This window comes from Micromonospora sp. NPDC005324, assembly GCF_040607155.1.
Lineage (GTDB): Bacteria > Actinomycetota > Actinomycetes > Mycobacteriales > Micromonosporaceae > Micromonospora > Micromonospora trifolii.
Genome location: NZ_JBEXGE010000013.1, coordinates 1 through 21743 on the forward strand (window position 1 = coordinate 1; position 21743 = coordinate 21743).

22 protein-coding genes are annotated in these 21743 nt (G+C 72.6%); 8 read left to right on the forward strand and 14 right to left on the reverse strand.

Annotated elements, in window-relative coordinates; genetic code table 11:
* Positions 1–150: 150 nt before the first annotated feature.
* Positions 151–345: a hypothetical protein gene (locus ABZS40_RS15750; RefSeq protein WP_354943959.1), complete on the reverse strand. Its 195-nt coding sequence runs from the start codon at positions 343–345 to the stop codon at positions 151–153.
* A gap of 191 nt (positions 346–536) precedes the next feature.
* Here ABZS40_RS15750 and ABZS40_RS15755 point away from each other — a divergent pair, with 191 nt between their 5' ends.
* Positions 537–1187, forward strand: a complete 651-nt coding sequence (locus ABZS40_RS15755; RefSeq protein WP_354943960.1) for an alpha/beta fold hydrolase — start codon at positions 537–539, stop codon at positions 1185–1187.
* Here the strand turns inward: ABZS40_RS15755 and ABZS40_RS15760 are convergent, their stop codons facing one another.
* Entirely contained in the window at positions 1188–2288 is a 1101-nt protein-coding gene (locus tag ABZS40_RS15760; RefSeq protein WP_354943961.1) for an AI-2E family transporter, read from the reverse strand. It abuts the gene before it with no gap.
* Positions 2289–2489: 201 nt separating this feature from the next.
* Between ABZS40_RS15760 and ABZS40_RS15765 the strand changes: the two genes are divergently transcribed.
* The gene (locus tag ABZS40_RS15765) at positions 2490–2672 is read left to right on the forward strand and encodes an antitoxin (protein WP_091395189.1); all 183 of its coding nucleotides are present in this window, start codon (positions 2490–2492) and stop codon (positions 2670–2672) included.
* Between the two features lie 70 nt (positions 2673–2742).
* Here the strand turns inward: ABZS40_RS15765 and ABZS40_RS15770 are convergent, their stop codons facing one another.
* On the reverse strand, positions 2743–3342 hold the full coding sequence (locus tag ABZS40_RS15770) for a hemerythrin domain-containing protein (RefSeq protein WP_354943962.1): 600 nt from the start codon (positions 3340–3342) through the stop codon (positions 2743–2745).
* A gap of 84 nt (positions 3343–3426) precedes the next feature.
* On the opposite strand from ABZS40_RS15770, the gene ABZS40_RS15775 reads away from it, so the two are divergent.
* Complete coding sequence (locus ABZS40_RS15775; protein WP_354943963.1) at positions 3427–4830, forward strand: FUSC family protein; 1404 nt, start codon at positions 3427–3429, stop codon at positions 4828–4830.
* A 10-nt stretch (positions 4831–4840) separates the two neighbouring features.
* Here the strand turns inward: ABZS40_RS15775 and ABZS40_RS15780 are convergent, their stop codons facing one another.
* From ABZS40_RS15780 to eccB, 8 genes are all read right to left on the reverse strand, one after another.
* A complete protein-coding gene (locus ABZS40_RS15780) occupies positions 4841–5485 on the reverse strand; it encodes a C39 family peptidase (protein WP_354943964.1) in 645 nt (214 codons plus the stop codon).
* A gap of 218 nt (positions 5486–5703) precedes the next feature.
* On the reverse strand, positions 5704–6111 hold the full coding sequence (locus ABZS40_RS15785) for a TIGR03618 family F420-dependent PPOX class oxidoreductase (RefSeq protein WP_354943965.1): 408 nt from the start codon (positions 6109–6111) through the stop codon (positions 5704–5706).
* Between the two features lie 31 nt (positions 6112–6142).
* A complete protein-coding gene (locus tag ABZS40_RS15790) occupies positions 6143–6484 on the reverse strand; it encodes a YkvA family protein (protein ID WP_354943966.1) in 342 nt (113 codons plus the stop codon).
* A gap of 34 nt (positions 6485–6518) precedes the next feature.
* Positions 6519–7337 (reverse strand): hypothetical protein, encoded by an 819-nt coding sequence (locus ABZS40_RS15795; RefSeq protein ID WP_354943967.1) that lies wholly within the window; start codon positions 7335–7337, stop codon positions 6519–6521.
* Positions 7338–7490: 153 nt separating this feature from the next.
* Complete coding sequence (locus ABZS40_RS15800; RefSeq protein ID WP_354943968.1) at positions 7491–7850, reverse strand: hypothetical protein; 360 nt, start codon at positions 7848–7850, stop codon at positions 7491–7493.
* Between the two features lie 195 nt (positions 7851–8045).
* A complete protein-coding gene (locus tag ABZS40_RS15805) occupies positions 8046–9341 on the reverse strand; it encodes a hypothetical protein (protein WP_354943969.1) in 1296 nt (431 codons plus the stop codon).
* On the reverse strand, positions 9334–9744 hold the full coding sequence (locus tag ABZS40_RS15810) for a hypothetical protein (RefSeq protein WP_354943970.1): 411 nt from the start codon (positions 9742–9744) through the stop codon (positions 9334–9336). Before ABZS40_RS15810 ends, ABZS40_RS15805 begins: the two co-directional genes overlap by 8 nt.
* A 46-nt stretch (positions 9745–9790) precedes the next feature.
* Positions 9791–11410, reverse strand: coding sequence for a type VII secretion protein EccB (gene eccB, locus ABZS40_RS15815; RefSeq protein ID WP_354943971.1), 1620 nt, complete (start codon positions 11408–11410; stop codon positions 9791–9793).
* A 163-nt stretch (positions 11411–11573) separates the two neighbouring features.
* Here eccB and ABZS40_RS15820 point away from each other — a divergent pair, with 163 nt between their 5' ends.
* Positions 11574–12761, forward strand: coding sequence for a type VII secretion protein EccE (locus tag ABZS40_RS15820; RefSeq protein ID WP_354943972.1), 1188 nt, complete (start codon positions 11574–11576; stop codon positions 12759–12761).
* A gap of 22 nt (positions 12762–12783) precedes the next feature.
* Here the strand turns inward: ABZS40_RS15820 and eccD are convergent, their stop codons facing one another.
* Positions 12784–14181 (reverse strand): type VII secretion integral membrane protein EccD, encoded by a 1398-nt coding sequence (gene eccD / locus ABZS40_RS15825; protein WP_354943973.1) that lies wholly within the window; start codon positions 14179–14181, stop codon positions 12784–12786.
* 166 nt (positions 14182–14347) lie between these two features.
* Here eccD and eccCa point away from each other — a divergent pair, with 166 nt between their 5' ends.
* The 3 genes from eccCa (at position 14348) to ABZS40_RS15840 (ending at position 19130) form a co-directional block, all read left to right on the forward strand.
* Positions 14348–18313: a type VII secretion protein EccCa gene (gene eccCa, locus ABZS40_RS15830; RefSeq protein WP_354943974.1), complete on the forward strand. Its 3966-nt coding sequence runs from the start codon at positions 14348–14350 to the stop codon at positions 18311–18313.
* Positions 18314–18517: 204 nt separating this feature from the next.
* Positions 18518–18826: a WXG100 family type VII secretion target gene (locus ABZS40_RS15835; protein WP_030329557.1), complete on the forward strand. Its 309-nt coding sequence runs from the start codon at positions 18518–18520 to the stop codon at positions 18824–18826.
* A 25-nt stretch (positions 18827–18851) separates the two neighbouring features.
* A complete protein-coding gene (locus ABZS40_RS15840) occupies positions 18852–19130 on the forward strand; it encodes a WXG100 family type VII secretion target (protein ID WP_030329555.1) in 279 nt (92 codons plus the stop codon).
* An 85-nt stretch (positions 19131–19215) separates the two neighbouring features.
* On the opposite strand, the gene mycP is transcribed toward ABZS40_RS15840, so the two are convergent.
* Together mycP and ABZS40_RS15850 are read right to left on the reverse strand one after the other, a co-directional pair.
* Positions 19216–20445, reverse strand: a complete 1230-nt coding sequence (gene mycP, locus ABZS40_RS15845; protein ID WP_354943975.1) for a type VII secretion-associated serine protease mycosin — start codon at positions 20443–20445, stop codon at positions 19216–19218.
* Positions 20446–20496: 51 nt separating this feature from the next.
* Positions 20497–20832, reverse strand: coding sequence for a MarR family winged helix-turn-helix transcriptional regulator (locus ABZS40_RS15850; protein WP_354943976.1), 336 nt, complete (start codon positions 20830–20832; stop codon positions 20497–20499).
* Positions 20833–21003: 171 nt separating this feature from the next.
* On the opposite strand from ABZS40_RS15850, the gene ABZS40_RS15855 reads away from it, so the two are divergent.
* Positions 21004–21741 carry a carbonic anhydrase gene (locus ABZS40_RS15855; protein WP_354943977.1) on the forward strand — a complete coding sequence of 246 codons (738 nt, stop codon included), beginning with the start codon at positions 21004–21006 and terminating at the stop codon, positions 21739–21741.
* Positions 21742–21743 lie beyond the last annotated feature (2 nt).

Genomic DNA, 21743 nt, shown 5'->3' on the forward strand with positions numbered 1-21743 from the left:
CCGCCCCATGCCCCTCGCCGCTCCCCGCCGGGCCCCCCCCGCGTCACGCCCGGGGGGGGTCCGCCTCGTTGGGGGTGGCCATAGCGCGACCGGGGGGGGGGGGGGGGGGCCCCCCCCCCCCCCCCCCGCCCGCGCCGCTGGTCCCGTTGGTCAGACCGGCTCGCCGGTTGATGGTCGCCCGATCGCGTCCCGGGGCGCCGCCGCCTTCGGGTCGTCGGGCAGCCGGGCCGAAGCGGCCTGGTCCCCGAAATCCTGGTCCCCGACGTCCTGGTTGCGCGCGGCGTCCTGTTCACGCTGGGTCCGCTCGGTCAGCTGCTGCTGCCGGGAGATCTGCTGCTTGGCCATGCGATCCTCGCGATCCGTCGGGGCGCGGCTGCGCCGACACGGTCTGCGGTCGCTCGTCGCGTACCCGACCCCCCAGCGGGCAAACGCGGCCCGGGCGGGGCGCCCACGGCCCGGGGCTGACGCCGTCGCGGCGTGCGTGCCCGGCGGCGAGCGGGGTACCCGGACCACCGGCGAGCACGCGGAGGTGGGGCATGGACGAGCAGCGCAGCGTGACCATTCCGATCGGGGACGCCCAGCTCCCCGCCGATCTGACGCTGCCCGCCCGGCCGGTCGGCGTGGTGCTGTTCGCGCATGGCAGCGGCAGTTCCCGGCACAGCCCGCGCAACGTGGCGGTGGCCCGGACGCTGAACGACAGCGGGCTCGGCACCGTGCTGGCGGACCTGCTCACCCCGGCCGAGGACGAGGTGGACGCGCGAACCGCCGAACTGCGCTTCGACATCGGGTTGCTGGCCAGCCGACTGGCCGGGATCGTCGACTGGCTGGCCGTCGAGCGTCCTGCCGGCGACGTGCCGATCGGGCTGTTCGGGGCCAGCACGGGTGCTGCCGCCGCCCTGGTCGCGGCGTCGTCCCGCGCCGATCGGGTGGCCGCCGTGGTCAGCCGGGGTGGTCGGCCGGACCTGGCCGGGAACGCGCTGGCCCAGGTGCGTACCCCGACGTTGCTCCTGGTCGGCGGGCTGGACGAAGAGGTGATCACGCTCAACGAGCGGGCGCTGGCCGAGTTGGGAAAGGTCGGCGAGCTGCGGGTGATCCCCGGCGCCACCCATCTCTTCGAGGAGCCCGGCACGCTTGAGCAGGTCGCCGATCAGGCCGGCACCTGGTTCGCCACACATCTCAGCCGGTGATCAGTCCGCGGGCAGGAGAGCCGAGGCCGAGCGGCGCTGTTGGACGGTGTCGATGACGCGCCAGAGGACGGCGGTGATCGGGACGCTGACGAAGGCGCCAGCGATGCCCGCGATCAGCGTGCCCGCGGTGACCGCCACCAGGATCACCGCCGGGTGCAGCCGGACCTGCCGTTTCATGACCAGAGGCTCCAGCAGGTTGCCCTCGATCTGCTGCACCGCGATCACCGCGGCGAGAGTGAGCAGAGCGGTGGTGGGGCCGTTCGCGGCCAGCGCCACCAGCACCGCCACCGCGCCGGCCACCGTCGCCCCGATGATCGGCACGAACCCGCCGAGGAACGTGATCAACGCCAGCGGCAGGGCGAGTGGCACCCGCAGCACCACGAGAGCCAGCCCGATGCCCAGCGCGTCGATGGCGGCGATGAACATGGTGCCCCGGCTGTACGCCCCCAACGTCTGCCAACCGTTCCTGCCGGCCTCAGCCATCACCGGCTGGGTCGGGCCGGACACCCGGGACAGCACCCAGTGCCACATCGACCGGCCATCCTTGAGCAGGAAGAAGAGCAGCACCAGAGCCAGCAGCGCGGAGCCGACCACCTCGGTGGCGGTCCGGGCGCCGGCCACCGGGTCCGGAGAGCTGCCACCGAGCCCCTCCCGGGCCTGGTCGACCAGACGGTCCAGCTGCGCCTCGCTGACCGGAAGGGTGGACGTCACGAAATCCCGGCTGCGTTCGACCCCCTGCGTCAACTCCTGGCTGAGCTGATCGAACTGGCTGGCGGTCAGGTTCCACACCACCGCGCCCACGCCGACCAGGATGCCGAGCAGCAGCAGTACGGTGCAGAGCGCGGCCAGCGCCGCCGGCAGGCGCAACCGGCGCAGCAGCAGCAGGACCGGATCGAGCAGCGCGGTGAGGAAGATGGTGGCGGCCAGCGCGATGGCCAGCGGTGCCAACAGCACCGCGATCCGGCCGAGCAGGTAGAGCCCCGCGGCGATCACCACCAGGCAGGCGCTCCACAACACCGCGGTCCGGACCAGCCACGGCAGCGCCGCCCAGGTCTGGCGCGGCCCGGGGCCACCTGTCGGTCCGGGTTCCTCTACGGCCATGTCGGTCCTCCTCGATGTCGACGAGGTCGGTACCCGGTCGGTCGTCCCCCGACACCCGAATTGCCGGCCGGCGCCCGCGCGGATCGTACGTCGGCCGGTGCGACATGGGTGGGTGTTCGCGAATCACTTCCGGAGCGGCGGCGTTTGCGTGGTCCAGCCGAGGGAACGCGAAGGGGACGGACCGGACTGAGGAGGAACACAGTGGGCGACTTCATGGACAAGGCCAAGGACTTCGCGGACAAGCACGACAAGCAGGTCGACCAGGGCGCGGAGAAGGCCGGCGACATGGCCGACAAGCGCACCGGCGGCAAGTACGGCGATCAGATCGACAAGGGCGTGGACCAGGCCCAGGCGCGCACCGGTGAGGGCGACCAGGTCCGCTGACACACCCGCGCTCCTCCCGGGCCGTCGAACCGTCGGCGACCCGGGAGTGCACGGTCCGGATGTGTGTGGGTCAGCCCTTGTCGCGTAGCTCGTCCATCGAGGTGGGCCGGCCGCTCAACGCGTCGCGCAACCGGTCGACCAGACCGATGCCGGGGGCGAGCAGCTTGTTGGCCGGCGGGTGCTCCGGGCTCCCCGGATGTGGCCGAGTCGGCCCGATCTTCTTGATCGCGGTAACCCGGGCGGCAATCTCGACCAGTTCCTCCCGGGCCGTCGCGGCGCGCAGCCGGGGAAAGAGTTCCTTCTCCTCTTCCGCCACGTGGTGTCGGACGGTGCTGGTCAGTTGGGCGAGCAGCTCGTCGAAGCGGGGGTCGGCCGGGTCGGTCGACTCCAACTCCTTCATGGTCCGCTCGGCGTCGGAATGCTCCGCGATCTCCCGGTCGGCGATCTCGTCGCCGTCGGGCAGCACCTTGCGGGCGATCGGATACACGTACGCCTCCTCGGCCACCGAGTGACGGACGAGTTCAGCGATCACCACGTCGGCAAGGCCTCGGCGGTGCTCGGGGGTGCCCTGCCGGGTCGCCAACTCGACGAGGACTGCCTCGATCTCCCGATGATCGGAGAGCAGGATGTCGACGACATCATGGTCGTCGGCGGTCGGTGGACTGGTCATGTCACGGCCCCTTACCGGTTGCGGATCGGTGGGAGGTGTGTGGCTCTGGTACCCCCAAGGGGCTGCACAAACCTACTGTCGACGATGCGTTCGACGGTGTCGGTGGTGCCAATGGTGGCGGTGGTGCCCCGCCGCCACGATTGCCCTGCCGCCGCCGGGGTAACCGCCGCCATGGCCGACGACCGCCCACCCGCCGACCGCGACCAGTCGCGGTTCGACGAGACCGCCGAGCGGGCGGTCCGGCGGGTGCGGCACCGTGGCGGGGAGGCCGGCCGGATCCGGGCCCGGCAGTGGGAGGTCACCCTGGTGATCTCCATTCAGGCCGGGCTTGCCGCGGCGATCGCCGCCCTGCTCGCCAAGAACCTGCTCGGCCCCGGAGCGCACGTCTTCGCTCCCGCAGCGGCCGTCGGTACGATCGCCACCGCCATCGGGCAGCGGGCTCGGCGCACCTTCGAGCTGTTGGCCGGTGTGGCTCTGGGCATCATCATCGGCGACACGCTGCGGTTCCTGCTCGGCTCGGGCCCGTGGCAGACCGGCGTGGTGGTCGCGCTGGCCATCGCCGCGGCGTTGCTGGTGGCCGGCAAGGGCGGTCCGCTGGTCGGTCAGGCCGGCGGTACCGCCGTGCTGATCGCCACGCTGGCCCCGATGGAACGTGGTCTGGAGTTGCCCCGGATCTTCGACGCGCTCGTCGGTGGGGCGGTCGGCCTGGTGGTGGTCGCGCTGTTGTTGCCGATCAACCCGATGCGGGTGCTGGACCGGGCCGCGACACCGATCTTCGCGATCCTCTGCGAGCAACTCGCCGAGCTGGCGCGGGCGCTGCGCGAGCGCGACGGCGCCGGGACCTTGGCAGTTCTGGAGCGGCTCCGCAGCACCGAGGACGACCTGGGCCGGTTGCACGACGCGCTCAGCGGCGCGGAGGAGGTGGTGACTATCGCCCCGGCGCGCTGGCACCGCCGGCAGCAGTACCACCGGTACGCCCGCAGCGCGGGTCACCTGGAACGGTTGCTGCTGGACACTCGCGCCATGGCCCGTTGGTCGAGCACCGCGTTGCAGTACGACGAGCCGATCCCGCCGGAGCTGCCGGACGCGATGGGCCGGTTGGGTCAGGCGGTGGCGGAGATGCGGGTGGAGTGCAAGGTCGGTGACGACCCCCGGCGCACCCGCCGGTTGGTCGAGCAGTGCGCCGAGTTGGCCGGGCGGGCCGCGGCGACCGGGGTCAAGTCGTTCGGCGAGTCACTCGTCACCGGACTGCGTACCGCGGCCAGCGACCTGCTCCGGGCCGCCGGTTCCGAACCAGACGACGCGAACCGGATCGTGCGCCGGGCGGCCGGCGCCGGCGAGCGGGAGATCAACCCGCCGGTCCGCCGACAACTGCACCGGGCCCGACCGACGCGAGCCGCCCGAGCCCGGCGACGTGCCCACCTCGCCGTCCGGGCCCGTAACGACGGTCGGGCCGGCCTCCCCGCACGGGAGAGGCCGGCCCGGTGAACCGTTCGGATCAGGAGGAGTAGCCGCGCTCGGCGATCCAGTTGGCGACCTTCGGCAGGCTCATCCAGTACTCGCCCAACGTCGGGTCGGCCGGGTCGGCGACCCGGATCGTGTCACCACCGTCGCGGTAGCCGACGAGGGTCAGGTAGTGGCCGCCCTCGTACGAGTGCGGGTTGCCGTCGGTGTCCACAGTCGTGCCCTTGATGTTGGCCACCACCGGACGGCCGGCGTCCACCGCGGCGAGCACGTCGCGGCGCAGCTGCTCGACCTGGTCGGGGCGGGCCACCGAATCACGGATCTCGGTGGTCCGGTACTTGCCGCCGGTCAGCTCGTTCAGCACCCGCGTGGTGTCCAGGGCCGAGGGGGTACCCGCCTCGGTGGTGCCGAGCAGCCGGGCCACCTCGTCCTGGGAGAGCGCCTTGCCCTGAGCGGACAACGCGATCCGGGTCGCGGCCGGGCCGCAGTAGTAGAAGTTCGGCTGGGCCTGGTAGTCGACGCCGAGGATCCGTTCGGCGTGCCGGTCGTTCTGGCTCGACGAGGCCGGGGCGGCCTGCGTCGGGGCGGCCTGCGCGGCAACCGCCGGGCCGAGGGCGCAGCCGCCGGCGACGAGCAGGCCGACGACGGAAAGACCGCTCTTCTGGACGATCGGGTTCATGGTCGAGTCTCCGTTCGGGGGTTGGCGCCTCCGGCCAGCGGAGGGCGGCAGCACCGGGAATGGCGCTCGGCGCAACACGGGGGCCCACCATCGGTGGTCTCGGCCCTGGGCGTACCGAGGGCGTAACCGCTCTGCTCCACGGAGAATTCCGCCGGCTGCGGGCACCGGAGCCGCGCGGCATCCCGACCCGAACCGGTCATCGGGGACGAACGGTCAGCTCAGAGGCTGCCCAACAGCCTGGTCACTGTGATCTCGAGGACCACCCGCTCCGGATTCGGGCGCGGTGTCCGATACCGCTCGGCGTACCGCCGCTCCGCCTCCGCCACGGCGGCCGGATCCGACCGCAGCACCGCGCGACCCTCGATGGTCAACCAGCGGCGGCCATCCACGTGGCACACCGCCACCGCCGCGCCCGCCGCGCCGGCCGCCGCCACCTGACGGGCCTTGCGGGAGGCGCCGGAGGTGATGACCCGAGCCAGACCGGCCGCCGGGTCGAGAGTCACACCGACCGGTACGACGTGCGGGGTGCCGTCCGCCCGCACTGTGGTCAGCGTCGCCAGGTGTCGTTCGGCGCAGAAGGCGACAACGCGCTCATCGTGCACGTCCAACCGATGATCGCCCGCCATGCCCGTCCCCTGTCCGCAGAACCGACCTCGATCATGGCACGCGGCGGCGCACCTGGCCCCGATCCGGCGGGGCGTCCGGCTGACCGGGCAGCTGGCGACCCGCCGCCCGACGTTGGTGCACCAGCCGGGTCAGGTAGATCAGGGCAGCGGCCAGGACACCCATGTCATCCAGGTAGATCGGGTCCGGCAGCACGTCGACCGGGAAGATCGTGTAGACCAGCGCCCCGTAGAAGGCGACCTTGCCGCCCGCGCCGAGCCCGGTCAGCATCCGCCGGGTACGCACCACCCGCACCGCCAGCACCACGGCACCGACCAGTGTGGCGAGCGCCAGGATGCTGGCGATCACCACGAGGACCCACGCCTGTCGGGACATGGGTGTCACGCTAACCCACCCGAGCCCGCGCGGCTCAGAACGCGGGCACCGTCGCACGGCCGCGTGCGGTCACCTTGTTCTCCCGGGTCTGCTCGACGTTCTCCCGGGGCTGCGCGCCCACCGGTCGGGCAACCTCGCTCAGCGGCAGCACCGACGCCGACTCGGCGACCCGTCGTCCGGTCGCGGCGTACGCCTCCTCGCGCAGACTGCGTGCCGCGGCCACCGCCAACTCCGCCGCCCGCCACGCGACGTGCTCCCGCTCGTGGGCTGCGGCGTGCCGGGCCGCCAGGTTGTCCCGGATCGCCCGCTGGAGCACCAGCTCCTGCTCGACCGGGTGCAGTCGCGGGTCCCAGCCGTCGCGGTGTCCGAAGACGTCGCTGAGCTGCTCCACCGACAGCTCCCGCCGCCAGTACGCGTCCAGCGCCGCCCGGTGCAGGTAGCGCTCGCGGTCCGCGTACTCGGCGGGGGTCCGTGCGGTGTGCGGCAGCGGCATCGCGGCCGCCGCGTCGAGCCTCCGTACGCCAGCCTCGGCCGCCTCGTACGCCTGCCAGGCCGCCTCGACCACCTCCTGCGCGGCCTCCCACTCCGCCCGGCGGCGCCGCACGGTGGTGGTCGCCCGCTCCGCGGCCACCGCTACCTCCTGCGCGTAGCGGCTCTGCTCCCGCTCCTCCTGCGCCTGCTCGAGCTGGCTCGGCATGGCGGCGCGGCGGATGCGGGCGCCCGGGTCGAAGCGGAGCCGGCCGGGCCGCAGCAGCAGAGCGGAGACGGCGACGGCGACCACCCCGAGCAGGCTCAGCCAGATGACGGCGGCCCGGGAGAGGTCCGGCAGGACGGCGGAGAGGATGGTTTGCATGATCAGCACCTCGCGGTAGCGGGTATCGACGGGCGGCAGGAAGGCGCGGCAGCACCGGTCGGCCCGGTGGCGGGGTCGTCCCGTCGACGGCGAACTCAGGTGCCATGCGGAAGGATCAGCCTGGATGGGGCCCCGGGGATCGCCGGGCCTGGCTCAGCGGGCGGGCGGGCCGCGTCGTGCAGGAGTGCCACGGCCGGGATCGATGGCCGAGATGTGCACCGGGCCCGCCGCGACCGGACCGGTCGCCGTGGCGGTATCGAGCGTGCCAGTCGGTGGGGCCTCAGCGGGCTGGCCGGCCCGCTCGTTGGCCGGGCCGGCGTCGGCGCGGACACTTGCCACCCGGCTGCTCACGGCGCTGGGCCGCAGCTGCGAGGAGGCTGGCGGCGGGGTCGCGGCGAGAGCGGCACCGAGGCCGACCGCGAGCACCAGCGCGGTGACCGCCAGGCGGGTCAGGTCCCGCAGTGACCGCAGCGCAGCCCACCTGGCGGGGCGGACAGACGCTGCGGACGACACCCGACCAACCTAACGCCCGCCCTGGCCCAGCGCAGCACGGCGAAGGACCACGCGGGCGTGACCGCTACCACCATGCGCACTGTGGACGCCGTCGATCGGGACCCGGGAACGGCGGTGCCCCCGACCGGATCGGGTCCGATCGGGGGCACCGCTCGCTGTCTGGGTGGCACCGCCGGTGGTGCGCGCGTGCCGTGGTCAGCCGCCGCTGCCGAGCACCGGGGGCGCGGGCTTCTCGTCGCCCTGCCACACCATCTCGTCCTCGGTCAACCAGGTCAGCCGCTCGTCGGTGTCGTCGTCCTGGGTTGCACTGCGCCCGCCGAGCACACCGGGACGGCCGCCGCCGGACCCCGGCCGGGCGTTGCCACCGGTCATGGCCGGGCGTCCGCCGCTCCCACCGCGCTGGCCGTCGATGCTGCGCCCGACCCCGTTGGCGGCGCGATTCTCGGCCGGGGGCGCACCACCACCGGTCGGTCGAGCCGAGGTGGGGGGTGCGTTGCCCGAGCCCGCGAGCGCGCCGCTGCGCAACACCCCACCGGCCGGTGACCCGCCCTGTGCTCCGTAGAGCAGGCCGGGACCGGTGCTCGCCGCAGCGGGCGCGCCGGCCGGCCCGGACAGCCCGGCCAGCCCGGCGGCACCCCCGCCGAGCAGCGCGCCGCCGACCAGTGGGTCCGCTCCGGCGAGGGAGGTGCCGCTGCCAGCGAGGCCGCTGCCAGCGCCGATCGGAGCGGCGCCGACAGCCGGGCTGCCACCGGTGCCCGAGCCGACCTCGCCCGACGTCGAGCCGTCGCCCGGCAGTTGGGCAACCCGGTCGGGCGACGAGATGGTCGCGTCGCCGGTGTGCCCGGTGTCCGTGCCGGTGTTGGGACCGCCGGACACCCTGGCGATGGCCGAGACACTCTGTGGCGTCGTCGGATCCTTGCGGGCGGTGGTCGGAGTGTCCGGGTCGGGCGGGGGTGGCTCGACCACCCGGTCGTAGGCGGACATCTCATAACTGTTGGCCAGGCCGGCCACCAGGTTCACCATCCGCTGGTGGGCCTTCTCCTGCTCTGCCTTGTCCTGTTGGTGACCCGCGATGCCCCCGACGATCAAGCCGGTCAGACCGAAGACGGCGCCACCCTTGATCGCACCGCCGATCGCCTTGTCGTTGTCGTCGGTCTCCTCCGGGCTCTCGGCCTGCTTGTGGGCGGCGCGCAGATGGTCGGCCATCATGGTCAACCCCTGCTTGATGCCGGCCATCCCTTCGCCCAACGCGTCGGTGTGGGCGACGATCAGGCTGAGCCGTCGATGGAACTCCCGACCCGCCGAACCCGTCCAGGTGTTGCTGAGCTTGTCGAGGTCGCCGCTCAACTCCCGGCCGAGGCCGTCGAGGATGCCCTTGAGCTCGGCCCACTGGGTGGCCACGCCCTCGATCTGCTCCGGCTTGCCCGCTATCAGGCCGTCGTACAGCTGCTGGTGGCTGTTGCCCTGGTAGCGCTGGGTGTATTCAGACACGCCCGTCCTCCTTCGGCTGGAACGCCCGGTCGACCGGGGTCAGCGCGGCGGTGACATCGTCGGCGTTGGCCGCGTTACGCGCCTCGGCGGTGCGGTAGTTGCTCAGGATCGTGCTGGTGGCCTGCTGTGCCGCCAGCACCGCCTGCCGGATCCGTTCGGCCTGGTCGACATAGGACTGGTGCACCTCGCTGTAGCGACGCGCCTTGTCGGTGGCGTCGAAGAACGAGCCCAGAGCCGGAGGACGGCACTGCATCTCGGTGTTGAGCTTGCGCAGCACCGACTCGGCCTGGCTCAACCGCGACGCCAGGTGCTCGTGGAAGTCCTCAAGGGACAACAGGTCGACTTCCGTACGCCCGGCCATGGCAACATCCCCGTCGTTCTGGTTGACAACCGTCAGCGACATCCAGGTTAGTCCACCAGTGCGACTCCGGGCGACCCGTCGAAGCTGCTCAGCCGTCGGCGCCGGTCGATTTGCTGGAGCCCCCGCCGGTCCCGCCGCTCGACGGGGCGCCACTGGCCGGACTCGACGGTGGCGACCCCGACGGCGGCGCGGCGGACGACGACCCCGACGGTGGCGCCGCGGACGGCGTGCCCGAGGGCGGCGCCGCTGAGGGTGAGCCCGACCTCGGTGCGGCAGACGGTGGTGCGGTAGGTGCCGGCCCGTCGGAAGCGAAGACGGCGAACGCGTCCTCGCGGTCCAGAGTCGGCCCGGTCGGGATCAGTGCGAGCAGGGAGCCGGGCACCGCCAGCGGGGTGATCCCGCCGTAGCCGAGCACCTCCAGGGTCGCCGTCGAGCCGAGCGGATACCGGATGCCCTGCGGGCTGATCAGGTAGATCGTCGACCCGGCGGCACCGGACCCGCTGGTCCCGGCACCGGGCGAGGCCTGCGCGATGACACCCTTGCCGCCGGGCAGCAGCACCGCCTCGGCGGTGCGTACGGCGTCGCGCCTGGTCTGGCGCACCGGCACCAGGCCCGGGTCGCTGTCGGTCAACTCGCTCGGCACCCGGTCGAAGACCTCCAGGGTGGTGGTCGGTGGGCCGCCCGCGCTGCCCTCGCGGTACGTCGCGCACAGCGTGGTCTGACCGGGCTGGGCCGGGTAGAGGGCGGGCATCGTCGGGGGCACCCCCTCCTCCTCGATCCGCCGCTCCTCGAACGCCTCGCTGGCCTGATTCGGGGTGATGTCGGTGATCCGACCGCCGTTGCTGACGAGCAGCAGAGCGGTGATCTCACTGATCGGGACGAGAGCGTCCCGGGTCAGCACGTAGTGCCGCCCGGCGGCCTTGAACACCGAACCGACGTTGTGGATCTGCCCGGCCACGTTGCGGCCGCTGGGCTCGCCCTCACCGGGCAGCGACGGCCGGCGCAGCGGTGGCCCGGCCGGCACGGCGTTGAGCAGTTGCTGCCCGACCTGGAGTCGCTCGGTGCCGGCCATCCGCAGCGCCGTGATCGTGCGGGACGGGTCGAGCAGTTGGAGTCGCGTGTTGTTGGTGACCAGGTACCGCTGGTCGTTCACGGAGACCAGCACCGCCCGGTCACCCAGCGGCGTGCCGCCGGGCAGGGCCCGGTCGATCACCAGCCGGGTGCTGGACCGCTGCCGGTCGACCGGGTCGGGCACGTCGCAGACCGACCAGGGCAGCCCGGTCAGCGACTTGCGGTCCGGCAGGGCGTCCGGTGCCCCGACGATGCCGACGGTGACGCCGCGGGGCCGGTCCCGCAGTGACGCCTGGGACATCGTCCGCACCTGGGCACTCGCATCGTTCACGATGAGCCGCGCCGAGGTGTAGTTGAGAGTCGGGTGCAGCTTGCCCTGGATGAACACGTACGTCGCGCCGGTCTCCCGTTCGATGACCAGGGTCTGGTCGTCCAGCGGCGCCGCGCCACCGGTCAACTGGCCGTAGGCACCCACCCCGCCGAGCACGATGGCCGCGGTGAGGACACTGCCGAAGACGGCCATGCCGAGCCGTCGCATCGGCAGGTTGGTGGTCTCCGGATCGCCCGACAGCAAGGCGGAGACGATGCGGCGGGTGACGAAGCGGTACGCCTGCACCTGATCGCGGCGGGTCCGCATGACTTACCTCCGGCGGGGTGGATCCGCGACGATCAGGGTCGGGGTGCCGTCGCGGGCTTCCCTACGATAAGGGGCCGACGGTGGTTCCTTGGGACCACCGCTCGTGGCCGGCACCGGAGGAGACCCGGCGCAGAGTCGTACCGTGCAGGAGGGACAGTCAGCGATGACGCAGGTTCAGGCGCCACCCGCCCGAGCGGTCACGGACCCTGTCGACGTTGGGACCCGGCCGGCGCCCCCGGCCGAGCGGCCCGGCCGTGGGCGGGTCGGCCCCGTGCTGGTCGGGCAGCTCGTCGTGCTGGAGTTGTGCGTGGTCGGTGTCTGGGCCGCCACGGCCGGACCCAGCTGGGTGCTCGCCGCGGTGGGCGCGGCGGCGCTGCTGGTCGTCCTGGCGGCCTTCGCCCGTCGAGGTGGCCGCTGGTGGTTCGAGGACCTGCTGCTGCGTCGGCGGCTGCGGCGACGCGGTGAGCGGGCGTCAGCGGCTCTGGCCAGCGGCACGGCGACCGACCCGAGGTTGGCTGCGCTCGCCCCTGAGCTGAGCGTCATCGAGCTGACCGACCGAGGCACCCGGCTCGGCATCGGGCGTGACGACCAGGGCTGGTTCGCCGCCGTCGCGTTGCAGTCCGCGACCGGTGCGGCCGTCGGCTCGGTCGACGCCGCCGCCGTGGACCGCGCGCTGCGGGTGCTCACGGACTTCAGCGCCCCGGTCTCCCGGGCCCAGGTCGTCGCGCACACGTTGGTCTGGTACCCGGCACCCGGTGCGCCGCCGGCGGCGCACCGGACCGTCTGGGTGGCGGTGCGGCTCACCGTTCGGGACGCCCGGGTCGAGGCGGTGAGCCGGGGCGGCGGGCTGACCGGCGTACACCGGACAGTGGCGGCCGGGATCGGCCGGCTCGGGAAGGCGCTGACCTCGGCGGGGCTGGCCCATCGTCCGCTGGGCCGGGAGGAACTACGCGCTGCCATCGTCTCGGCCGCCGGTCTGGACCTGGTGCCCGAGGCGCCGGCGGAGGGTTGGCGTGGGTTGCGCGGCGGCGGCTGGACGCACCGCTGCATGGCTCTGCGGGGCCGCTTCGACGCGCCGCTCGGTCCGCTCGTGGACGCGATCACCGCGACCTCGGCGCCGTCGCACACCGTGGCCGTGACCGTCTCGTCGGACGGTCGGGTGGCGGCACCGCTGCTGCGGGTCGCGGCGATGGACAACCACGTCGAGGCCCTGGTCAAGGTGGTTCGCGAGGTCGCCGACCGGGTGGGCGCGTCCACCCGGCCGATGGACGGTCAGCATGCTCCGGGCGTCTACGCCACCGCTCCGGTCGCGTCGGCGCTGGGCGTCTCGACCGGTCCGCGGTCGCGCTGACCGGTGCGACGGCGGCACACGGTCAGGGTCGGAGGTTGACGATCCAGCCGTAGAGGCCGCAGACCCAGAAGGCGAGCGGCACCAGCGAGATGATGAGCAGGATCTCGGCGATGTCGAGCAGGCGACCCCAGACCGGCGAGATGCGCTTGCCGGCGACGGTCAGACCGTAGATCAGGCTGATCACCGCGGCGAGCACCAGCCCGCCCAGGATCAGGCCGAGCCGGACCGGCAGCGACCCACCGGCGAAGGTGGTAGCGGCCGCCAGGCCCAGACCCACGGTGCCGGCCAGCAGCACAGGGGTGCGCTGGGCCCGGCCCAGGAGGGGGCGGGCCCGCAGCAGCGCCAGCAGGGCCAGCACCAGGCAGAGCAGCACCGCGGGCAGGCGCCCGTCCAGGGCCAGTACGAGTTGCGCGCCCAGCACCAGCAGCGAGACGGTCCACAGCAGACCGGTGAGGAACTGGTCGGCGCGCTCACTCTGCTGGAGCACCTGCCGGCCGTCCACCGACTCGCTGTCGGTCTTCAGGTCCTCCGGACCGGTCGGGATCGACGGCACCGGCAGCCGGGCCAGCCGGTAGGCCATCATCGGCAGCGCCGGCACCACGCCGAACGCGACAGCCGCGACCACCGCTGCGGAGGCTGCCGCGTCGAGGCCCAGGGCCAGGCAGAGCACCGCGCCCAGGCCGGTAGCGGCGGCGACCCCGATCGCGGCGAAGAAGAGGGGGTACCGGTCGCCGACCGCCAGCACTGCCACCGCGCCGGCCACCACCGCGGCGGTCGCCGCGAGCAGGACATGCGGACTGGCCAGGTTGGTCAGCGATCGATCGCCGGCGAGCAGTAGCAGGCCGCCGGTGGCCGCGTGCACCAGGCCGACCAGGGCCAGCACCGCGCCGATGCCGCTGTCGCCGGCGGCCCTGGACAGCACCGCTGCGCCCACCAGCAGCGCCACAGCGACCAGCAGCGCGGCCAGCGCGCCGGGCAGGTGCGGCGGACCGGCGAAGAGGGCGGCCAGCGCGCCGGCGCCGAACGCCGCCGCCGCGAAGACCACAGCGAAGGAGCGGGTCGCTCCGACCTGCCAGGCGCCGGGGCGCTGGTTGGTAGCGGTGGCGACCGCGTCCACCACGTCGTCGAAGACGATCTCCGGTGCGGCGTCGGACCGGGGGTTGAAGTAGAGCACCTCGCCGTCGCGGACGCTGAGCTGCGCCGCGGTACGACCACCGTCGAGCGGCGCACCGCCCAACCGGGACAGTGCCCAGCCGCCGTGCCGCGCGCCCTCGTCGGCCATGTCCTCACCGGCGTAGCGCAGCAGGGTGGGGAGCAGGTCGGCCATCGGCACGTCCGATGGCAGCGCCAGATCCATCCGGGTACGTGGAGCCACGATGGTGATCCGGCTCAGACCACCGGTCGCCGTCTTCGTCGCCACAGTGGCCTCCAGGTGTGCGTCTGTGATCGGCTGGCTGTGATGCTGCGGTCCGGGTCCACCGCGCACACGGCAGATTACCTACGATGACGGCACGTACGATGCCCACCCGCGGGCGGTGTTCCACGGGCCGCACGTCATCACTGCCGCTTCTGGGGAGGAGACAGCCGTGAGCACTGTGGTGTTCCGCCGGCTCCCGCGTCAGCCGGGGCCGGCCCTACCGCGCGGCGAGGTGCTGCTGGAGTCGCCTCCCGAGTTGCCGGAGCCGACGCCCCGCGGGATGGGGCAGCTGCTCATGATCCTGCCGATGTTCTGCGGGGTCGGCGCCATGGCGTTCCTCTACGCCGGCAAGGGCGGCGGCATGATGACCTACGTCGCCGGTGGTCTGTTCGGTGTCTCGATGCTCGGCATGGCGATCGGCTCGCTGGCCAACAGCGGCGGCAAGGACAAGGCAGAGCTGAACGCCGATCGCCGCGACTACATGCGCTACCTGGCGCAGATGCGCAAGCGCACCCGGCGCGCCGCCGAGCAGCAGCGGGCCGCGATGGCCTGGCGGCACCCGGAGCCCGACGCGCTCTGGTCGCTCGCCGCGTCCCGGCGACTCTGGGAGCGGCGGGTCACCGAGGACGACTTCGGAGAGACCCGGATCGCCCTCGGCCCGCAGCGGCTAGCTGTGGAGATCGTTCCGCCGGAGACGAAGCCGGTGGAGGACCTGGAGCCGATGAGCGCCATCGCGCTTCGCCGGTTCGTCCGGGCACACTCCACGGTGCCCGACCTGCCGACGGCGTTGTCGGTGCGCGCGTTCAGCCGGGTGGTGCTGCGCGGCGACCGCGAGCCGGTGCTCGACCTGACCCGGGCGGCGCTGGGGCAGCTGGCCACCTTCCACGCACCGGATGACCTGGTGATCGCGGTGGTCGCCGCACCCGACCGGCAGTCGTCCTGGGGCTGGGTGAAGTGGCTGCCACACGCTCACCACAGCGGTCGTACGGACGCCGCCGGCGCGCGCCGGCTGGTCTTCGCCAGCCTGGCCGAGGCCGAGGCGTCGCTCGCCGCCGAGATGGGCGGGCGGCCGCGGTTCGCGCCGGAGGCCAAGCCGCTGACCACCGCCCCGCACCTGGTAGTGGTGATCGACGGCGGGGAGATCTCACCGACCTGCCAGCTGGTCGGCCCGGGGCTGCTCGGGGCCACAGTGATCGACCTCTCCGGCACGGTGCCGCGTGACGCCGGCCGTTGGCTGCTCTGCCTCGACGTGGGTGACGGAAGCTCACTCGACCTGGTCCGCGGCAGCTCGTCGTCGACGCTGGGTCGGCCCGACCGGCTCAGCGCGGAGGCCGCCGAGGGGCTGGCCCGACAGATCGCCCCCTTCCGGCTCTCCCAGCAGCAGACCGGCGGCGACGAGCCGCTGGCCCGCAGCACGGAGCTTCCGGACCTGCTCGGCGTCGGTGACGCCGCGTCGGTGGACGTGCAGAACACCTGGCGCCCGCGTGGGCACCGGGACCGGCTGCGCATCCCGCTCGGTGTCGGCCCGGACGGCAACGTGGTCGAGCTCGACTTCAAGGAGTCGGCGCACGAGGGCATGGGCCCGCACGGCCTGGTGATCGGCGCGACCGGTTCCGGCAAGAGCGAGCTGCTGCGTACCGTTGTGGCCGCGTTGGCGGTGACCCACTCGTCGGAGGAACTGAACTTCGTCCTGGTCGACTTCAAGGGCGGCGCCACCTTCGCCTCGCTCGAGGCGCTTCCGCACACCAGCGCGGTGATCACCAACCTGGCCGACGAGCTGCCGTTGGTCGACCGGATGCGCGACGCGCTCGCCGGCGAGATGGTGCGCCGGCAGGAGCTGCTGCGGGCGGCCGGCAACTACGTCTCCCGCTTCGAGTACGAGAAGGCGCGCTCGGCCGGTGAGCCGCTGGCGCCGATGCCCAGCTTGTTGATCATCTGCGACGAGTTCAGCGAGCTGCTCGCCGCCAAACCGGACTTCATCGACCTGTTCGTGATGATCGGCCGGTTGGGTCGGTCCCTCGGCGTGCACCTGCTGCTGGCCAGTCAGCGCCTCGAGGAGGGCAAGCTGCGGGGCCTCGACACGCACCTGTCGTACCGGATCGGTCTGCGGACGTTCTCCGCCGTGGAGAGCCGGATCGTGCTCGGCGTTCCGGACGCGTACGAGCTGCCGAACGCGCCGGGCCACGGCTACCTGAAGACGGACACCAGCACCATGCTGCGGTTCCGGGCCGCGTACGTGTCGGGGGCGTACCGGGCGCCGGGGCAGCAGGCCTCCGCCTCGCAGGCGTTGGTGCAGCGGCGGATCGTGCCCTACGGTCTCGACTTCGTCCCGGTGCAGGTCCCGCAGGTGCCGGTGGCCACCGCCCCGGAGCCTGAGCAGCCGGCCGACGGCAAGGCCGTGGCGATGCTCGACGTGCTGATCGACCAGCTCAAGGGTCGAGGCCGGCCGGCGCACCAGGTGTGGCTGCCGCCGCTTGCCGACCCGCCGGGCCTGGGTGAGCTGCTCGGCCCGCTGGCGGTCGACCCGACCTACGGGCTGTGCACCGCGTCATGGCCCGGGCGCGGGCGACTGACAGTGCCGGTCGGCGTGGTGGACCGCCCCTACGAGCAGCGCCGGGACCCGATGATGGTCGAGCTGGCCGGGGCCGGCGGCAACGTGGTCATCGTCGGTCGGTCGATGAGTGGCAAGAGCACGATGCTGCGTACGCTGCTCGCCTCGCTGGCGCTCACGCACACGCCGCGGGAGGTGCAGTTCTTCTGCCTGGACTTCGGCGGGGGCGCGCTGCGCAGCATGGAGCGGTTGCCGCACCTGGCCGGGGTGGCCGGTCGGCGCGACGTCGAGGCGGTCCGCCGGACGGTGGCCGAGGTGGTCGCCATCCTGGACGAGCGGGAGGCTCGTTTCGCCCAGCACGGCATCGACTCGGTGGCGAGCTACCGCCGTCGCCGTGCCGCTGGTGAGTTCGCGGACGACCCGTTCGGCGACGTGTTCCTGGTGGTGGACGGGTGGAACACCCTGCGCCAGGAGTACGAGGAGCTGGAGCAGACCATCACCACGTTGGCCAACCGGGGCCTGGGCTTCGGGGTGCACGTGGTGCTCACCGCCGTACGGTGGGCGGAGATCCGGATCAACATGCGGGATCTGCTCGGCACCAAGTTGGAGCTGCGCCTCGGCGACGCGTCGGAGTCCGAGATCGACCGCCGCGCGGCGAACAACGTGCCGGAGAAGTCGCCCGGTCGCGGCCTGACCAGGGACAAGCTGCACTTCCTCACGGCCATCTCGCGGATCGACGGTCGGCGCGACATCGACGACCTGAGCGAGGCCTCGCTGTCCCTGGCCGGGCACGTGGCGGCGAACTGGCCGGGTCGCCCGGCGCCGAAGGTGCGCCTGCTGCCGCGCCGGCTGCCGGTGGCGGAGCTGGCCCGGATCATCGACCGCTCGGCACCCGGGCTTCCGATCGGTGTCAACGAGTCGGCACTCGCGCCGGTCTACCTGGACCTGGCCAACGAGCCGCACCTGACGGTCTTCGGCGATGCGGAGTGCGGCAAGACCAACCTGCTGCGCCTGCTCGCCCGGGGGATCACCGAGCGGTACACGCCGGCGCAGGCCCGGCTGGTGATCGCTGACTACCGGCGTGGCCTGCTGGGGGCGGTGGAGGGTGACCACCTGCTCGACTACGCCCCGTCGAACCAGGCGTTCGCCCAGGGGCTCGGGTCGATCCGCAGCGCGCTCTCCAACCGGCTGCCCGGCCCGGACGTGACCACGGCCCAGCTGCGTGATCGGAGCTGGTGGAAGGGTCCGGATCTGTACATCCTGGTGGACGACTACGACCTGGTGGCCTCCGGCGGCAGCAATCCGCTGAGCGCTCTCCAGGAGTTGTTGCCGCAGGCCCGCGACATCGGTCTGCACCTGATCGTCACGCGCCGGGTCGGTGGTGTGTCCAGGGCGCTCTACGAGCCGGTGCTGCAACGGCTGCGCGAATTGGACTCGCCGGGCCTGCTGATGTCCGGCAACCGGGAGGAGGGCGCGGTCTTCGGCACGTTGCGGCCGAGCCCGCAACCGCCCGGCCGGGGCACCCTGGTGCGCCGTCGCGATGGCCAGCAGCTGATTCAGACCGCCTGGTCCGAGCCGACCTGAGCACTGTCGGTCGTTCGGTAGGGGGTGGTGGGCCGTTCCGGTCCGATTCACCACCATCCATTGAACGTCACCGGTCAGGGCTGCGAGGGCTGGACACGTTCCGCTACGGTCTTCACAGGAGTGTCCGTCGGTGGGGTGTTGCTGCCTTGCCGCGGGGGAGGGTGCGGCGAAGCCGCCACCACAACAGACGGAAGGGTGTGAAGCATGGCGTTCGAGGTCGAAGCTGCGACTCTGCATACCGCCGCGAGTGACGTGCGGTCCACGCGCAGCGAGGTCGACGGCGAGCTGAAGAAGCTGTGGAACGTGGTCGACGATCTGGCCATCGCGTGGAAGGGCCAGGCGTCCACGGGCTTCCAGTCGCTGATGACGCGCTGGAACGAGGACACCGTCAAACTGCTGACGGCGATGGACAGCATCGCTGACCTGCTCGACAAGTCGGGTACGACGCACCAGGTCAACGACGAAGAGCAGCAGCAGATGCTGGACAAGTTCCACTCTGCTCTCAACCCGTGATCCGTAGCCGGCAGAGGAGGAAATCGTGACGATCAAAGTTGACTATGCGGTCCTCGAGAGCAGCAACCAGCAGATGCAGGCCATCTCGAAGACCCTCGAGGAAAAGCTTGACACGCTGCGGTCGATGCTGACCAAGCTGCACTGGGACGGCGAGGACCGGGTTGCCTACGAGCAGCACCAGGCGAAGTGGGACGCGGCGGTTCGGGACATCAACCGGATCCTGAACGAGATCGGCGGTGCCGTGGGCATCGCCCGCGAAAACTACCTCACCACGGAGATGAGCAACTCCAAGGTGTGGAGCTGAGGGATTCGCACGAGCGGCTCCGGTCCGGTTCGCCGGCCCGGAGCCGCTCTGTGTGTGGCGTAGGCGTCGGGCTGCGGTGCAACGCTCAGCCAGCAGTTGGTGCGTCGGTGCGTCGGCCGGGGCGCCAGTCGCGTCGGCGGCCCAGGGCCATGATCGGTCGCGCGACCAGCAGCAGCGCGGCGAGTAGCCCGCCGATGACCGCCGCCCAGATCGCGGTGGGGCGCTGCCAGCTCAGCGGGTCGTCCCGCACGGCGGGTGCCGGGAGCGCGCCGGCGGGCGGGTTCGCCCGGGTGCCGAGCAGGCTCGACACCGCTCGGTACGGGTTGATCATCCCGTACCCGATGTCGGCATTCTGACCCTCGGGTGGGTTGTCCGCGGTGCGTTTCAGCCGATCCGCGACCTGCTGCGGGTCGAGACTCGGGTAGGCCGCCCGGACCAGCGCGGCCACTCCCGACACGTACGCGGCCGCGTAGCTGGTGCCGCCCTCCGGCACGGTGCGGTAGCCGGTGTTTCCGGGCGCCGGCCCGACGATGTTCATCCCTGGTGCGGCGATGTCGACATAGTCGCCACTGATCGAGGTGCCGACGTGGCCGCCCTGCTCGTCCACCCCGCCGACTGCGATCACCCCGGGGTACGCGGCCGGGTAACCCGGCAGGTTCTGCGAATCTTCCGACCGGTTGCCCGCGGCGGCGACCAGCACCACCCCTCTGGCCAGCGCGCGCTCGACGGCCGCCGTCAGTTCGGGGCGGGGAATTGTGGTCAGGGACAGGTTGATCACGTCGGCGCCCTGCGCGACCGCCCAGTCGATGGCTGCCGCGATCTGCGCGGGGAGCTGCGGGTTGTTGACCGCCCCGAGCTGCGGCAGAACCCGGATCGGCAGGATGCGGGCGGCCGGGGCGATGCCGCTGAAGGGGACGACAGTGCCCTCCCGGCCCGCGATGATGCCGGCGATCAGCGTGCCGTGCCCGGCCTCGTCGCACTGGCCCTGCCGGGCTGGCAGGCCGTTGAAGTCGCGACCCTCGAGCACCTGCCCCTTGAGGAGTGGGTGGGCGGCGGAGACTCCGGAGTCGATCACGGCCACCGTGATCCCGGCGCCCCGGGACAGCGGCCAGGCCGAGGACGGCTCCAACCGGCGGAGCGCCCACGGCATCTGGGTCAGGCTGTCGGTGCCGGTGGGACCGCAGAGGGGCGGGGCGGCGGTCGCGGGGGAGGGCGCCACCAGGCCGGCGCCGAGCAGGACCGCCAGCGTTCCACTGAGGACGCCGCGAAGGGCACGGCGGGACGGGGTCGCGCTCAACGGAGGGCATTCGCGCACCCGCAAAGGTTACCGCCGTGACCGTCGGTCAGCGGCCCCCGGTGACCAGGGTCAGGCCTGGAGCCGTGCCTTCGCGGCGGGATCGTCGGCGAACAACGCGAGCAGATCGCCGACCTGCCGGTCGGCCTCGGCGGGATGCCGGAACCGGCCGGCCGGGTTGAGGGTGTACTCGTTGCGCCGCCCGACCCGGGTGCGGTGCAGGTAACCGCCCGCCTCCAGGTCGGCGACGATCGCCTGCGCGGCCCGTTCGGTCACCCCGACCTCGGCCGCGACGTCGCGCAGTCGGGCGGTCGGATCGCGGGCGATGGCCAGCAGGACGTGCCCGTGATTGGTGAGGAACGTCCAGTTCCGCCCGCCACCGGTGTCGTCCGTCACCGTGCTCGCCATCGTGCGACCGCCTTTCCAGGGGGTGGCCGGAGTCAACGTATGAAATCTAAATCACGCATACCTTGACGCATCTTACGGTGCGTGTGACGGTGGAGCACGAGCCAGCGCCTGCCTGCACGGCCGGCGAAGAGCCGGCTTGACCAGGTCAGATGCGTCGAGACGAGGTGCGGGATGAGTCATACCGGGAGCTCTGGCGGTCAGCCGGGTCCGCAGCGGACCACCGACCGGGCCACCGCCCTCAACGAGCCGACCCGGGCGTACGCCGAGCTGGTCGCCGGCAACCGGCGCTTCGTCGACGGCGCACCACGCCACCCCAACCAGGACGCCGGGCACCGGGCCGCCGTGGCCGACGGGCAACATCCGTTCGCGGTGATCGTCGGCTGCTCCGACTCACGGCTGGCCGCCGAGATCATCTTCGACCGGGGTCTGGGCGACCTGTTCGTGGTTCGCACCGCCGGGCACACCGCCGGTCCTGAGGTGCTCGGCAGCGTCGAGTACGCGGTGACAGTTCTCGGCACCCCGCTGGTGGTGGTGCTCGGCCACGACTCGTGCGGTGCGGTGCAGGCCGCCCGGGAGTCCGCCGCGACCGGTACCGCACCGAGTGGCCATCTGCGCGCCGTGGTCGACGCCGTGCTGCCCAGCCTGCATCGGGCCGAGGCCGAGGGCGTGGACGACATCGACGGCATTGTCGACATCCACATCGCCCAGACCGTCGAGACGTTGCTCGGGCAGTCCCCGGTGCTGGCCGACGAGGTGGCGCGGGGGCGGTGCGCGGTGGTCGGGGTGTCCTACCGACTCGCTGCCGGAGCGGTGCGCCCGGTGGCCGCCGTGCCCGCTGGCTTCGCGACGTTGGGGACCCCGGCCGGATCCACCGAGTCGACCGACCCGGCCGCTGCTGCCACCGTCTGACG